Annotated in this window: 12 protein-coding genes, 1 tRNA gene and 1 pseudogene; 6 read left to right on the top strand and 8 right to left on the bottom strand. The window is 70.3% G+C overall.

What is annotated here, in order from left to right; translation table 11 throughout:
- Positions 1-257: 257 nt before the first annotated feature.
- Both ACFE67_RS09790 and ACFE67_RS09785 read right to left on the bottom strand, forming a co-directional pair.
- The gene (locus ACFE67_RS09790; protein ID WP_375406686.1) at positions 258-716 is read right to left on the bottom strand and encodes a RidA family protein; all 459 of its coding nucleotides are present in this window, start codon (positions 714-716) and stop codon (positions 258-260) included.
- Positions 716-874, bottom strand: coding sequence for a hypothetical protein (locus tag ACFE67_RS09785; protein WP_375406685.1), 159 nt, complete (start codon positions 872-874; stop codon positions 716-718). The genes ACFE67_RS09790 and ACFE67_RS09785 overlap by 1 nt, the downstream gene beginning before the upstream one ends.
- Before the next feature lie 69 nt (positions 875-943).
- Here ACFE67_RS09785 and ACFE67_RS09780 point away from each other — a divergent pair, with 69 nt between their 5' ends.
- The 4 genes from ACFE67_RS09780 (at position 944) to ACFE67_RS09765 (ending at position 5,240) form a co-directional block, all read left to right on the top strand.
- Positions 944-3,532, top strand: coding sequence for a transglycosylase domain-containing protein (locus ACFE67_RS09780; RefSeq protein ID WP_375406684.1), 2,589 nt, complete (start codon positions 944-946; stop codon positions 3,530-3,532).
- Positions 3,533-3,537: 5 nt separating this feature from the next.
- Positions 3,538-4,440 (top strand): metallophosphoesterase, encoded by a 903-nt coding sequence (locus ACFE67_RS09775; protein WP_375406683.1) that lies wholly within the window; start codon positions 3,538-3,540, stop codon positions 4,438-4,440.
- Between the two features lie 123 nt (positions 4,441-4,563).
- Positions 4,564-4,637, top strand: a tRNA-Pro gene (locus ACFE67_RS09770).
- Between the two features lie 21 nt (positions 4,638-4,658).
- The gene (locus tag ACFE67_RS09765) at positions 4,659-5,240 is read left to right on the top strand and encodes a YdeI family protein (RefSeq protein ID WP_375406682.1); all 582 of its coding nucleotides are present in this window, start codon (positions 4,659-4,661) and stop codon (positions 5,238-5,240) included.
- 50 nt (positions 5,241-5,290) lie between these two features.
- On the opposite strand, the gene ACFE67_RS09760 is transcribed toward ACFE67_RS09765, so the two are convergent.
- From ACFE67_RS09760 to ACFE67_RS09735, 6 genes and pseudogenes are all read right to left on the bottom strand, one after another.
- Positions 5,291-5,950, bottom strand: coding sequence for a thymidine kinase (locus ACFE67_RS09760; protein ID WP_375406681.1), 660 nt, complete (start codon positions 5,948-5,950; stop codon positions 5,291-5,293).
- A 4-nt stretch (positions 5,951-5,954) separates the two neighbouring features.
- Positions 5,955-6,692 (bottom strand): DNA-binding response regulator, encoded by a 738-nt coding sequence (locus tag ACFE67_RS09755; protein WP_375406680.1) that lies wholly within the window; start codon positions 6,690-6,692, stop codon positions 5,955-5,957.
- A gap of 106 nt (positions 6,693-6,798) precedes the next feature.
- Positions 6,799-7,842 carry an Rv2578c family radical SAM protein gene (locus tag ACFE67_RS09750; RefSeq protein ID WP_375406679.1) on the bottom strand — a complete coding sequence of 348 codons (1,044 nt, stop codon included), beginning with the start codon at positions 7,840-7,842 and terminating at the stop codon, positions 6,799-6,801.
- Between the two features lie 191 nt (positions 7,843-8,033).
- Positions 8,034-9,539 (bottom strand): annotated as a pseudogene (locus ACFE67_RS09745) (malate:quinone oxidoreductase); the annotation flags it as partial.
- Positions 9,540-9,578: 39 nt separating this feature from the next.
- Positions 9,579-10,655, bottom strand: a complete 1,077-nt coding sequence (locus tag ACFE67_RS09740) for an aspartate-semialdehyde dehydrogenase (protein WP_375406678.1) — start codon at positions 10,653-10,655, stop codon at positions 9,579-9,581.
- Complete coding sequence (locus ACFE67_RS09735; RefSeq protein ID WP_375406687.1) at positions 10,652-11,935, bottom strand: aspartate kinase; 1,284 nt, start codon at positions 11,933-11,935, stop codon at positions 10,652-10,654. Before ACFE67_RS09735 ends, ACFE67_RS09740 begins: the two co-directional genes overlap by 4 nt.
- A gap of 170 nt (positions 11,936-12,105) precedes the next feature.
- On the opposite strand from ACFE67_RS09735, the gene ACFE67_RS09730 reads away from it, so the two are divergent.
- Entirely contained in the window at positions 12,106-13,050 is a 945-nt protein-coding gene (locus tag ACFE67_RS09730; protein WP_375406677.1) for a glycosyltransferase family 2 protein, read from the top strand.
- The coding region (locus ACFE67_RS09725) for a polysialyltransferase family glycosyltransferase (RefSeq protein ID WP_375406676.1) at positions 13,047-14,227 on the top strand (1,181 nt) is incomplete at its 3' end. The genes ACFE67_RS09730 and ACFE67_RS09725, both read left to right, overlap by 4 nt.

The raw sequence follows: 14,227 nt of genomic DNA, 5'->3' as shown, positions 1-14,227 counted from the left end.
GCCATAAAAGAAGAAGCGGCACCTATTGGGGGGAACAGGTGCCGCCTCAGCAGCGCCCGACTGGGGGGAATCGACAGCGCCGCAAGCCAAGCTCTTCACTCGACGTCTGCGAGTGTACCCACTTCGAGGTCCGTTGCAAGCGATTTCAACGCGAGTCGTTACCGGCGTGTCGCGCATGAATCCGGGGATCGTCGTGACTAGCGCGGACCCGGTCCCGAGCTTCGCGGATCGGCGACAGACGTGCGGATCCGCGACGCTCAGTGGAACTGGACGACGAGCTCCACCTCGACCGGGGAGCCGAGCGGCAGCGCGGCGACACCGACAGCGGAGCGGGCGTGGCGGCCGTGCTCGCCGAACACGTCGACGAGCAGGTTCGAGGCGCCGTTGATCACGGTCGGCTGCTGCGTGAAGCCGGGTGCGGAAGCGACGAACCCGGTCACCTTGACGACCCGGACCACGCGGTCGAGACCGCCGAGCAGCGACGCGACGGCCGCGAGCCCGTTGAGCGCGGCGACGGCGGCGAGGTCGGCGGCCGCCTCCACCGAGACGTCGAGGCCGAGCACGCCGGTCGTCGGCAGCGTCCCGTCGACGAACGGCAGCTGACCGGAGGTGAAGACGAGCTCGCCGCTCGCGACGGCCGGGACGTACGACCCTGCGGGTGCCGCGACCTCGGGCAGGACCAGTCCCAGCTCGGCGAGGCGGTCGGCCACGGCCATCAGGCGTCCGCCTTCTGGCGCTTCAGGTAGGCGACGAGGCCCCCCTCGGGACCGACGACGATCTGCACCAGCTCCCACCCCTGCGCACCCCAGGTGTTGAGGATCGCGGTGGTGTTGTGGATCAGCAGCGGGGTGGTCACGTACTCCCAGACGGGCACACGTCCTCCTTTTTGGGGGTTGCGGCGGGGCGCCGGGCAGTGTGGAGGCCCCGACCTAGCATCAAGACTATGTCCGCCTCCCCCCGCCGCACCGGGTCCGCAGTACTGGGGATCCTCGGTATCGCCGTGGTCGCGGGTCTGATGGTGACGGTCGGCGTGGCGCCGGCGATCGCCCTCACCGCGAGCGCGAAGGGGACGACCGGCCTCTTCGCCGCGCTCCCCGAGGACCTGAAGATCACGAAGTACCAGCAGAAGACGGAGATCTACGCGAAGCGCGGCACCAAGCCCGTGCTGCTCGCCTCCTTCTACAACCAGAACCGCGACGTCATCGAGTGGGACGACGTGCCCGCGACGGTGAAGAACGCGACGCTCGGCGCCGAGGACCCGCGCTTCTACGACCACGGCGGCGTCGATCCGCTGGGGATCCTCTCCGCGGTCGTCAACAACGTCGTGCACCACAGCAGCCGCGGCGCCTCCACGATCTCGCAGCAGTACGTGAAGAACGTCTGCATCCAGGAGGCGGAGCTGCTGCCGACCCAGGCGAAGGTGGAGGCCGCGTACGCGGACTGCACGGGCGGGATCCAGCGGAAGCTGCGCGAGGCCCGCAACGCGATCGGGCTCGAGAAGGAGTACTCGAAGCAGAAGATCCTGCTCGGCTACCTGAACATCGCGGGCTTCGGCGGGCGGATCTACGGCATCGAGGCGGCCGCGCACTACTACTTCGACACGAAGACGAAGGACCTCACGGTCGCGCAGGCCGCGAGCCTGATGGCGACCGTCAACAACCCGAACACCCTGCGGATCGACGTGAAGGCGAACATCCCGGCGAACAAGATCCGGCGGGACTACGTCCTCGGCGTCGAGCTGAAGTACAAGATGATCACGCGGGCGCAGTACGACGCGGCGATCAAGACGCCCATCACGCCGAAGATCACGCCGACGACGACCGGGTGCGCCGGCGCGGGCTCGGCCGCGTACTTCTGCGACTACGTCAGCCGGGTCGTCCAGAACGACCCGGTGTTCGGCGCCACGTCCGCCGAGCGGTACTCGAAGCTGCAGAGCTCGGGTTGGAAGATCTACACGACGCTCGACCTGACCCTGCAGGCGAAAGCCAGCACGGCGATCAAGGCCTACGTGCCCGCACGATCCCCCGCCGGCACGGACTTGGGCGCAGCGGCCGTCAGTGTGCAACCGGGTACCGGTCACATCCTCTCGATGGTCCAGAGCAAGCGGTACGACAACTCGGGCGGGAAGGGGACGGGAGGCAAGTCCTACACCGCCACGGCGGTGAACTGGAACACGGACGAGACCTATGGCGGTTCTGGCGGATTCCAGCCGGGCTCGACCTACAAGACGTTCTCCCTGATCGACTGGCTCGAGAAGAACCATGGCCTATACGAGGTCGTGGATGGAAGCGGCCGGACCATCCCTGCCGGCGACATCACAGCATGCAAGCAACCGACGGCCCCGTACCCCGTGAAGAACGACGAGGCCGGCGAGGGCGGCTTCCAGACCGTCATGCTCGCCACGGAGAAGAGCGTCAACGGCGCCTACGCCTCGATGGCTGAGAAGCTCGACCTCTGCGACATCCGCGATCGCGCGAAGGAGCTGCTGGTCCACCGGGCTGACGGCGAGGATCTGCAGTACAGGAACCCCTCCTCGATCCTCGGGACGAATGAGGTCGCACCGTTGACGATGGCGACCGCATATGCCGGGATCGCCGACAAGGGCAACGTCTGCGCAGCGATCGCCATCGACAAGATCATCACGTCGTCCGGCAAATCGGTGAAGGTCCCGGAGGCGGATTGCCACCAAGCCATCCCGTCATCGATCGCTGTCGCGGCCGGATACGCACTCCACGGTGTCCTCACCGCCGGCACGGCGGCTGCGGACAGAGGCGCGACCGGGAGCGCGTGGGGGTTCGCGAAGACCGGCACCACCAACGATGCGATCGACACGTGGGTCGTCGGCGGCACGACGAAGGCCGTGACTGCGGTGTGGGTCGGGAACGTCGGCCTGACCGCGCCGAAGCAGAGCCTCCGCCTCACGAGGGGATTCCCGTACTGCAACGGATCCTCTCGCGCCTCCGACACACGGCACTGCGTGTGGAGCGCGATCATGGCCGCGAACACCGCGAAGTTCGGCGGCGACGACTCCTGGCCGCAGCCGGAGTCCCAGTACCTCTACGGCCAGAAGGTCGCCGTGCCCGACGTCACGGGCGCGACCGTGAGTGCGGCGAAGAAGACGCTGCAGGCCGCTGGCTTCCAGGTGAAGACGGGTGGCAGCACCTCCTCCGACTCCGTGCCGTCCGGCTCTGTCGTGTCGACGGATCCCGGTGCCGGCTCGTCCGCGTCGTCCGGCTCCCTGATCACGATCACGAAGAGCTCCGGTCCTGCGCCGGTCGTGCAACCGACGACACCGCCCGGAACGAGCGTGCCGATCCCGAACGTCGCGATCACGATGACGCTGTCGCAGGCGCTCGGCGCGCTCTCGGGCGCGGGCTTCACGAACGTGCAGCTGCAGTCCACGCCCACCGGTGCGAACACCTGCCGGGTGCTCGCTCAGGATCCGGCTGCGGGTACGCCCGTCGATCCGGCGATGACGCAGCTGACCCTGAACGTCGACGGCGACCCGACCGCATGCCAGCAGCAGCAGTAGGCGCGATGCTGAAAGGCGCCGCGGTCGCAGGAGGCGCCGCCGCGGTCTGGGGCATCGGGATCGAGCGCACCGCTTTCACCCTGCGCCGGTCGACCCTTCCCCTCCTCGCGCCCGGCTCCCCCGATCTCAAGGTCCTGCATCTCTCGGACCTGCACATGGCGCCGTGGCAGCGGAAGAAGCAGCGCTTCGTCCGCGAGCTCGCGGACCTCGAGCCGGACCTCGTGGTCGACACCGGCGACAACCTCGGGCACCCGCTCGGCCTGCTCGGCATCAAGGCCGCGCTCGAGCCGTTCCGTGGCGTTCCCGGCGTGCACGTGTGGGGCTCGAACGACTACTGGGCCCCGCAGCCGAAGAACCCGTTCAGCTACTTCATGGGTCCCTCCAGCGTCCCGCGGGAGCCCGAGCGCCTCGACACGGCCGAGCTCGGCGAGTACCTGGCCTCCCTGGGGTGGACCGATCTGAACAACCGGACGGCGCGCCTGATCGTGCGCGGCGTGCCGATCGACGCCTTCGGCACGGACGATCCGCACCGCGAGTACGACGACCTCGGAGCGCTCTCCCCGGGCCTCCGCGGGCTGCGGTCGCGGAAGGTGAAGCCGGCGCTCACGCTCGGCGTCACGCACGCCCCGTACCGCCGCATCCTCGATGCGCTGGTCGACCGCGGCGCCGACCTGCTGCTCGCGGGTCACACGCACGGTGGCCAGGTGTGCGTCCCCGGCTTCGGCGCCCTGGTCACGAACTGCGACATCCCCCGCGAGCAGGTCAAGGGCGTCTCGGAGTGGACGCACGACGGCCGCACAGGGACGCTCGAGGTCTCCGCGGGCCTCGGAACGTCGATCTGGGCGCCGGTGCGCTTCGCCTGCCGCCCGGAGGCGACCCTCCTGACGCTGACGGCCCGCTCGGCGTAACCCGCCCCGGAGTGACTCCCCCGCCCGCCGGTGCAGGCGGGGCAGTCATGGAGCGGCGGGGTTCGCGGCGGCCACCGGGCGAGGCATCCGCTATCCTTACCCAGCCCGCTTCCGAGCGGGCACCGGGATATAGCGCAGCTTGGTAGCGCGCCTCGTTCGGGACGAGGAGGTCGTGGGTTCGAATCCCGCTATCCCGACCGATATGACTGAATTGCCGCATGATCGCTCTGGCTGACGCCCTCGTCGTCGCCGACGCGGCTGCGTGGCGCGCCTGGCTCGACGAGCACGAGAGCGCGTCGGACGGCGTCTGGCTCGCGCTCGCGAAGAAGGGTGTCGTCGCCCCCACCTCCCTCCGGTACGACGAGGCGTTGGAGGAGGCGCTCTGCAGCGGCTGGATCGACGGGCCGAAGAACAGCATCGACGGCCTCGTCTTCGCCCAGCGGTTCACACCGCGGCGGCGGCGGTCGCTGTGGTCGGAGCGGAACGTCGGCATCGTGGCGGCGCTCGTGGCGGACGGCAGGATGCGGCCCAGGGGACAGGCGGAGGTGGATCGCGCGCAGGCGGACGGCCGCTGGGACCGCGCCTACGCCGGCTCCGCGAGTGCGGAGGTGCCGGAGGACCTCGCGGCCGCGCTCGCTGTATCACCGGCCGCGAGCGCCCGGTTCACCGAGCTCAACCGGGTGAACCGCTACGCCGTCATCCACCGGACCGTCACGGCCCCGAGCCCGACCGCCCGCGCGAACCGGCTCGCGAAGCTGGTGGCGCTGCTCGAATCGGGCGGAGCCCCCTACCCCCAGTGATCAGACCCTCCGTTTTGTAGGCAGGTTCTGCCTACAAAACGGAGAGTGGGTCAGCTGAAGTCGGCGTCCGGGCGGAGCGGGTCGCCGGCCGAGACGGTCTCGCCGTCGAGCACGCCGCCCGACTCGGCCAGGTAGCAGGCCGCGCAGAGCGACTCGTAGGTCACGTCGTTCAGGGTGTCGATCGCGACCTGCTGGCCGTCGAAGACGTACATGTCGCCGATCTTCCGTGCGTTGAACAGCGCCTTGCGACCGCAGCGGCAGATCGTCTTCAGCTCCTCCAGGCTGTGCGCGACCTCGAGCAGGCGCGCGCTGCCGGGGAACGCCTCCGTGCGGAAGTCGGTCCGGATGCCGTATGCCAATACGGGTACGTCCTGCACGACGGCGATCCGCAGCAGGTCGTTCACCTGCGACGGCGCCAGGAACTGCGCCTCGTCGATCAGGAGGCAGGCGACCGGCGACCCCGTCGCCTGCAGCATCGCCCGGCGTTGCGCGAAGAACAGCTCGAGCACATCGGCGTCCGCCCCGATCAGGAAGTGCACCGGGCGGGTCACGCCGAGCCGCGATACGACGTCGCGGTCCCCCTTCGCATCGAGGCCGGGTTTCGCCAGCAGCACCCGCTGCCCGCGCTCCTCGTAGTTGTACGCGGCCTGGAGCAGCGCCGTGCTCTTGCCGCTGTTCATCGCGCCGTATCGGAAGTAGAGCTTCGCCACGGTTCTAGATGTACCCGTCTTCGGTCGCGCGTTCGACCAGATCCGCCTTCCGGCTCGCCGGCCGGTTCACGCGCGCGTACTTCTCGCGGACGCGGCGGAGGTAGGTCTTGGCGGTCTCGAACTGCACGTGCATCTCGGCGGCGACCTCGCTGGTGGAGCGGCCGGAGGCGTAGAGCCGCAGCGCCGCCTCCTCGCCGAGGCTCAGCCGGGGGCGCTCGACCTGCTCCGCCGCGCGCGGGAGCGGGCGCCAGTCGCGCTGCGCGTGCCCGCCGGCGGTGATGCCCATCACCTCGCGCGCGACGTCCACCACCTCGGCCAGGGGCTGGGACTTCCCGAGGAACGCCGCGGCGCCCGCCCGCAGCGCGCGCTCGCGCAGATCGGGGGTGTCGAGCCCGGTCAGCACGATCACCGTCGCGCCGGCCGCGCGGCAGGTCCTGATCCGGGCTTCGAGCGATACGGGCTCGCTCAGCTGCACATCGACGAGCACCAGATCGGTCGGGAACGCCGGGCTGTGCACGAGCTGCAGCCAGGAGGTGGCGGTCAGGGTGACGTCGAAGTCGGGCGCGTTCGCGCGCAGCCAGGACGCCATGCTGTCGAGCAGCACCTCGTGGTCGTCGAGCAGCGCGAGGCGCACCGCCCGCTGCGGCGCGCTGCTCGGCGCGGCGGGCGGGCTCGATCCCGCCGTTCGCGCCGCGCCGCCGATCACGGTCGGCACGGGCGGCAGATCGTCGTCGACGCTCATGCGGCTCCAGCCATCGGAGGACGGTCGTCACACCCCGATCTCACGATGATGGACGAGGGGCCCGCATCGGGAACGCGATCCGTGCACGCGTGCACCCGAACTGGGGTCAGAACAGCGTCGGCTGGGCGGCCGCAGCGGTCGCGGTCACGATCCCCGCCGACCGCGACCTCGTCGTCCCGGTCGAATCGTCGACCGCACCGCGATGCAGACCGTGCTTCGCGAGCAGCGGCTCGATGCGGTCCGCGAGCCACCGCCGGTAGTCCTTCGGCGCGTAGGGGCCGACCGCGTACAGCCGCCGGTACGCCGCGTCGTGCTGCGGGACGTGCGCGTGCACCCAGTCGAGGTACCACTGCTTCACGCCCGGCTTCAGGTGCAGCGCTGACCAGACGACGTAGGAGGCACCGGCCTCCGCGATCGCCGCGAACGCCGCATCGAGATGCGCGATCGAATCGGTCAGGTACGGCAGCACCGGCATCAGGAACACCCCGCACTCGAGGCCCGCCTCCCGCGCCGCCCGCACGGTCGCGAGTCGAGCAGCAGCGCTCGGCGTCCCCGGCTCGACGAGCGCCTGCAGCTCGGGATCGAAGATCGCGACCGACATCGCGAGGTCCACAGCTCCGCGCTCGGCCATCCGCGCGAGCAGCGGCAGGTCGCGCCGGAGGAGGGTCCCCTTCGTCAGCAGCGATACCGGCGTGCCCGAGTCGGCTAGCGCCTCCAGGATCCCCGGCATCAGCCGGTAGCGCCCCTCCGCCCGCTGGTACGGGTCCGTGTTCGTGCCGAGCGCGACCGGCGAGCGCTGCCACGAGGGCTTGGCGAGCTCGACCCGCAGCACCTCGGCAACGTTGACCTTGACGACGACCTCGGCGTCGAACGACCCCGGATCGTCGAACTCGAGGTACCGGTGGGTCGGCCGCGCGAAGCAGTACACGCAGGCGTGCGAGCAGCCGCGGTACGGGTTGATGGTCCAGCCGTACGGCGTTCCGGGAACGCTGCCGGGCACCTTGTTGAGCGCGGACTTCGCCCGCACCTCGTAGAAGGTCATGCCGGCGAACTCCGGAGGCCTGGAAGTGCGCACGAGATCATGGACCTTCGCGAGCCCCGGGAGCGCGTCGGGCGCCTCCGCTCCGACCTGCTGCCCCGCCCACCGCATGTGGAGAGTCGAACACATGTTCGACTCAAATACAAGCCAGCAGTCTCTCTGATCGAGGTGCGAGCGCAGCGAGCCTCGAGCGATGTCCTGAGGCTCTCGAAGGAATCACCCCGCACTGGAGGTACGTCAGCTTCTCGGTGGTCTCGAGACGCTCCTTCGTCGCTCCTCGACCAGCGAGAGGGCCGGGTCCCCTATGCGGTGAGGCCCAGCGCCTTCGCGGTCGACTCCTGGATGCGGCGCATGTTCCGCGGGTCGTCCGAGACCAGCGAGCCGTACGTCGGGATGAGCTCGCGCAGTGCGGGCTCCCAGCTCGCGAGCTGATCCGGGAACGAGCGCCGCAGCACGTCGAGCATGATCGCGGCAGCGGTGGAGGCGCCGGGCGAGGCCCCGAGCAGTGCGGCGATGGTGCCGTCGGCGCCGCCGACCACCTCCGTGCCGAACTGCAGCACGCCGCCCTTCTTCGGGTCCTTCTTGATGACCTGCGCACGTTGCCCCGCGCTCAGGGGGTACCAGTCCTTCGGGTCCGCGTCGGGATAGAACTCCTGCAGCGAGGCGAACTTCGACCGTCTCGACTTCGTCAGCTCGCGCACCAGGTACTGCACGAGCGCGAAGTTGTCCTTCGCGACCGCGAGCATCGGGATCAGGTTGTGCGGCCGCACCGACAGCGGCAGGTCGAGCAGGTTGCCCTTCTTCAGGAACCGCGGGGACAGGCCGGCGTAGGGACCGAACAGCAGCGACGCCTGCCCGTCCACGATGCGGGTGTCGAGGTGCGGGACGCTCATCGGCGGGGCGCCGATGGACGCCTTGCCGTAGACCTTCGCGCGGTGCTTGGCGACGAGCGCCGGGTCGTCCGCGCGCAGCCACTGGCCGCTGATCGGGAACAGGCCGTATCCCCGCGCCTCGGGGATGCCGGCCTTCTGCAGCAGCTTCAGCGCCCAGCCGCCGGCGCCGACGAACACGAACCGTGCGCGCGCCTCCTGCTTGTCGAGGCCGACCGAATGCCGCGAGCGGATCCGCCAGATGCCGTCCTTCTGCCGCTTCAGGCCCGTGACCTCGGTGTTCAGCCGCAGGTCCGCGCCGTCGTCGACGAGGTTGTCGATCAGCGCGTGCGTGAGGGCGCCGAAGTCGACGTCGGTGCCGGCCTCCGCGCGCGTCGCGGCGACCTTCTCGTCGCGGTCCCGGCCCACCATCAGCAGCGGTGCCCAGTCGTTGATGACCTGCGGATCCTCCGAGTACTCCATGTCGGAGAACAGCGGGTGGTCGGTCATCGCCTCCCACCGGCGTCGGAGGAAGTCGACGTGCTCGTCGCCGCGGACGAACGTCATGTGCGGCGTCGAGTTGATGAACATCGTCTCGGAGGGAAGCTGCGCGTGCCGGGCGAGGGACGACCAGAACTCGCGCGAGACCTGGAACTGCTCGTTCACCCGCACCGCGCTCGAGATGTCGATCGAGCCGTCCGGCCGCTCCGCCGTGTAGTTCAGCTCGCAGAGCGCGGCGTGCCCGGTGCCCGCGTTATTCCAGGGATTGCTGCTCTCCTGCGCGACGTCGCCGAGCCGCTCGTAGATGCGGATGCTCCAGTCCGGCTGCAACGCGTGCAGCAGCGTCCCGAGAGTGGCGCTCATGATCCCGCCGCCGATCAGAACAACATCGATCGTCTCGTCCTGCGCCATGGTTTCGAGCCTAACCGCGAGCGCGTGAGCGACCGGCCGAAGCTGCCTTCCTTGTGAAGGTGGTCCTCAGCGGCGGGCGAGGGTCGCGGCGACGAGCTCGGCGATCTGCACCGCGTTCAGCGCGGCGCCCTTGCGGAGGTTGTCGTTGCTGACGAACAGCGCGAGCCCGCGGCCGGCCGGCGCGCCCTCGTCGCCGCGGATGCGGCCCACGAAGCTCGGGTCCTTGCCGGCCGCCTCGAGCGGGGTCGGCACGTCCGTCAGCACCACGCCGGGCGCATCGGCCAGCAGCTGCTTGGCGCGCTCGGGCGACAGCGGCTGCGCGAACTCCGCGTTGATCGACAGCGAGTGGCCCGTGAACACGGGAACGCGCACGCAGGTGCCGGACACGAGCAGATCGGGGATCCCGAGGATCTTCCGGCTCTCGTTCCGCAGCTTCTGCTCCTCGTCCGTCTCGTCGCTGCCGTCGTCGACGAGGTTGCCGGCGAACGGCACCACGTCGAACGCGATGGGACGCACGTACTTCTGCGGCTCGCCGAGGTCGATGGAGGAGCCGTCGTGGGTCAGCGACCGGATGTCGCCGCCGGCGATCGCGCGTTCGACCTGGTCGGCGAGTTCCTCCACACCGGCGAGCCCGCTGCCGGACACCGCCTGGTAGGTGCTGACCGTCAGCCGCGTGAGGGTGGCGTCGTCGTGCAGCACCTTCAGCACCGGCATCGCGGCCATGGTCGTGCAGTTCGGGTTCGCGACGATGCCCTTGCGCGCCTCGCTGAGCGCCTCCGGGTTCACCTCGCTGACGATCAGCGGCACGTCGGGGTCCATCCGCCAGGCGCTCGAGTTGTCGATCACGATCGCGCCGGCATCGGCGAACCGCGGCGCGAGCGCTCGGGACGCGGTGGCGCCGGCGCTGAACAGGGCGACGTCGAGACCGGAGGGGTCGGCCGTCGCCGAGTCCTCGATCACGAGCTGCTCGCCGCGCCACGGCAGCGTCTTCCCGGCCGAGCGCACGGAGGCGAAGAAGCGGATCGACTCGATCTCGAGGTCGCGCTCCTCCAGCAGCCGGCGCATCACGGCCCCGACCTGCCCGGTCGCCCCGACCACACCGACGCGCAGCCCACCGCCGCCCTGAGGCTCTCGAAGGGTCATCGTCCCGTCCCTCCGTACACCACGGCATCCTCGTCGCCGTCGAGCCCGAACGCGGTATGGATCGCCAGCGTGGCGGCCGTGACCGAGTCGGCCCGGGTGACGACGGAGATGCGGATCTCGGAGGTCGAGATCATCTCGATGTTGATCCCCGCGTCGGACAGCGCGCGGAACAGCCGCGCCGAGACGCCGACGTTCGTCCGCATGCCCGCTCCGACCAGCGCGAGCTTGCCGATCTGGTCGTCGTGCTGGAGGGAGGCGAAGCCGAGGGTCTCCTGCTCGGCGGAGAGCGCGGCGATCACGGCCTGCGCGGACGCCTTCGGCAGCGTGAACGAGATGTCCGTCAGCCCGGTGGCGGCCGCCGACACGTTCTGCACGATCATGTCGATGTTGGCGCCGGTCCGGGCGACGGTGGTGAACAGCTCGGCGGCCTTGCCCGGCTCGTCGCGGATGCCGACGACCGTGATCTTCGCCTCCGAGAGATCGGTGGCGACACCGGCGATGACCGGTTCTTCCACGGGTGCTCCGTTCTGGTCGAGCCCCGGCCCCGCCGGGTTGTAGACGATGGTGCCCTCGTTGTTGTTGAACGACGAGCGCACGTGCAGGGTGACGCCGTGCCGCCGTGCGTACTCGACGGCGCGGATGTAGAGCACCTTCGCGCCGGCGGAGGCGAGCTCGAGCATCTCCTCGCTGGTGATCCGCGGCACCTTGCGTGCCCGCGGCACGATGCGGGGGTCGGCGGTGAAGATGCCGTCGACGTCGGTGAAGATCTCGCAGACATCGGCCCGCAGCGCCGCGGCGAGCGCGACGGCGGTGGTGTCGGAGCCGCCTCGGCCGAGCGTCGTGATGTCGCCCGTGCCGCGGTTGAAGCCCTGGAAGCCGGCCACGATCGCGATCGCGCCCTCGTCGAGCGCGGCGCGGACCCGGCCCGGCGTCACGTCGACGATCCGCGCGGCGCCGTGCTGGGCGTCCGTGATCATGCCGGCCTGGCTGCCCGTGAACGAGCGCGCGTCGTGCCCCATGCTCTTGATCGCCATCGCGAGCAGCGCCATCGAGATGCGCTCCCCCGCGGTCAGCAGCATGTCGAGCTCGCGGGGCGCGGGCAGCAGGGTGACCCGGTGGGCGAGGTCCAGGAGGTCGTCGGTGGTGTCGCCCATCGCGGACACGGCGACGACGACCTCGTTGCCCGCCTTGCGGGTCTCGACGATGCGCTTCGCCACGCGCTTGATGCTCTCGGCATCGGCGACGGACGAGCCGCCGAACTTCTGCACGATCAGAGCCACGACCCGCATCTCCTCCTCCACGCCCGGAGGCGGCGCACCAGTGTACCGGCGTGTCGCGGTGGCCTCCCGTCACCCCGATCCGCGCGGGGCGATCGACGAGCGTCTGAACGATCGGTGACGCGGAGGTGGACAGCGGCACCCGGCGATCGGCGGCTGGATACCGTGCCCCGATGAGACTGTCCGTCGTGGTCCCGTGCCATGACGTTGCACGGTTCCTCCCGAACACGTTCGCCAGCATCCAGCAGAACGTTGCCGACGACGTGGAGTGGCTGCTCGTCGACGACGGATCGACCGATGCGACGGCGGCGCTGCTCGCCGGGTTCACCCCGACCCGCGGAACGGCGACCGTGCTCACGAACACGACCGCGCTGGGCCTGGCGGAGGCGCGCAACATCGGCGTCCGTGCCGCGCGCGGCCGCTACGTCACGTTCCTCGACGCGGACGACTGGTACGCGGCCGGCTATCTGGAACGCCTCGTCGAGGCGATCGAGCGCCTCGGGGTCGACTTCGTCCGCACCGACCACGTGCAGGCCAAGGGCTTCACCCGAGCCACGCATCGCGCGCCGGAGGCGAGGAGGAACCGGGCGCTCGACGCCCGGGAGGGGATCGGCACGGACGCCGCCCGGATGACGATGGTCGACTACCCGTACGCGTGGTCCGCGGTGTACGACATGCGGCTGCGGGACCGTGGGCTGCTCGTCGTCGACCCGCGCCTCCACACGGCCGAGGACCGCCTGATGGCATGGCGGCTGCACCTCCACGCCGACACCTACGCGGTGGTCGGCCTGCTCGGGCTGTTCTACCGACGGGACGTGACCGGGTCGTTGACGACGATCGGAGACGAACGGCAGCTGCACTTCTTCGACTCGCTGGACCTGATCGGTGCTGAGCTCGACGACCCGGGCCTCGCCGCGTACCGGCCGAAGTTCGTGCGCACCTACGCCGGCCTCATCGCGCACCACGAGGAGAGCCACGCGCGGCTGCACCCCGCCGTGCACCGGCGGTTCCGCGAACGGGCGCGCCGCACCCTCCGCTCGCTGCCGGCGGAGCTGATCGAGGCGACGATCGCGGCGAGCGACCCACGGCGCGCCCGGATCCTCGAGGGGCTCCGGTGAGCGGAACCACCGGGGTCTTCGAGGTGTCGGCCGCGTACCAGCTGATGGTCCTCGTCGCGGCGATCGATGCGGGAGCATTCCCGGCGGCGGACCGGAGGATCCTGCTCGTGTCGGTCAACTCGGCGGAACCGGAGACCGCAGGGCGCTTCGAGCGCGACCCCTCGCTCGCCTCGTTGCTGGCCAGGTTCGACGACGTCCGCTCTTACAACGACCTGATCGCGCCACTGCACCCCAAGGGGTTCCGGCCGAGGTCGGACGAGCTGCCGCTGTGGGAGCGCGCGTTCCGCCGCGAGCTCGGCATCCCCGACGACGACCAGGTCGATCTGGCCCTCGAATCCATCCAGACGCCGCCCGCGAGATCGATCCTCGCCGTGTTCGCGAGCGCCTCGGCGACCGTCTACGCCGAGGGGCTCATGAGCTACGGCCCGACCCGCGACGCGCTGCCGAACCGGATGTGGAGCAGGATCGACCGCGTCCTGCACCTCGAGCTGGTGCCGGGTCTCGAACCCATGCTGCTGACGGAATACGGGATCCCATCCGAACCGATCGATGCGGGCGCCTTCCGCGCGGTCGTGGCCGAGATCGGCGTCACACGGACCCGCGCGGGGCGGAAGCCGCACGCGCTGCTGCTCGGTCAGTACCTCGCGCCGCTGCGGCTGCTTTCGGCGCGCGCGGAGTCGGAGCTGTACGCCGAACTCGTGGAGACGGCCGCCCGCGCCGGACACGACCTCGTCGTCTACAAGCCGCACCCCGGTGCGCCCGCCGCGTACTCAGAGGCGCTCGCGGCGCGCGCAGCCGCGGTCGGCATCCGGTTCGAGGTCGAGGTCGATCCCGTTCCCGCGGAGGTGCTGTACGAGACCGACCCGCCCGCACTGGTACTCGGCTGCTTCTCCACCGGGCTGATCACCGCGACCAGGTTCTGGGGGATCCCGGCCGTCTGCGCCGGCACCCGCACCGTGCTGCGATCGCTGCCGCTGTTCGAGGACAGCAACCGCGTCCCGCTCGTGCTCGTCGACCTGCTGGTCCCGAATGTCGGGGCGGACACGTCCCCTGCGCCCCCGGCGACCGAGGACGTGCTCCTCGCCGTCGGGTACGCCATGCAGTGGCGCGCCCACGCGGCGAAGCGGGCGCGTGCGACGGAGGTGCTGCGCGACCCGCGTGCAGCAGCACGTCGGTA

Source organism: uncultured Amnibacterium sp. (genome assembly GCF_964244015.1).
Lineage (GTDB): Bacteria > Actinomycetota > Actinomycetes > Actinomycetales > Microbacteriaceae > Amnibacterium.
This window is presented reverse-complemented; position numbering and strand designations above follow the sequence as displayed.

Coding starts and splice junctions, on each gene's coding strand:
- ACFE67_RS09790 (WP_375406686.1), bottom strand. CDS start 716: ATGGCCGTGGCCGACCGCCTCGCCGAGCTGGGACTGGTCCTGCCCGAG.
- ACFE67_RS09780 (WP_375406684.1), top strand. CDS start 944: ATGTCCGCCTCCCCCCGCCGCACCGGGTCCGCAGTACTGGGGATCCTC.
- ACFE67_RS09775 (WP_375406683.1), top strand. CDS start 3,538: ATGCTGAAAGGCGCCGCGGTCGCAGGAGGCGCCGCCGCGGTCTGGGGC.
- ACFE67_RS09765 (WP_375406682.1), top strand. CDS start 4,659: ATGATCGCTCTGGCTGACGCCCTCGTCGTCGCCGACGCGGCTGCGTGG.
- ACFE67_RS09755 (WP_375406680.1), bottom strand. CDS start 6,692: ATGAGCGTCGACGACGATCTGCCGCCCGTGCCGACCGTGATCGGCGGC.
- ACFE67_RS09750 (WP_375406679.1), bottom strand. CDS start 7,842: ATGCGGTGGGCGGGGCAGCAGGTCGGAGCGGAGGCGCCCGACGCGCTC.
- ACFE67_RS09740 (WP_375406678.1), bottom strand. CDS start 10,655: ATGACCCTTCGAGAGCCTCAGGGCGGCGGTGGGCTGCGCGTCGGTGTG.
- ACFE67_RS09730 (WP_375406677.1), top strand. CDS start 12,106: ATGAGACTGTCCGTCGTGGTCCCGTGCCATGACGTTGCACGGTTCCTC.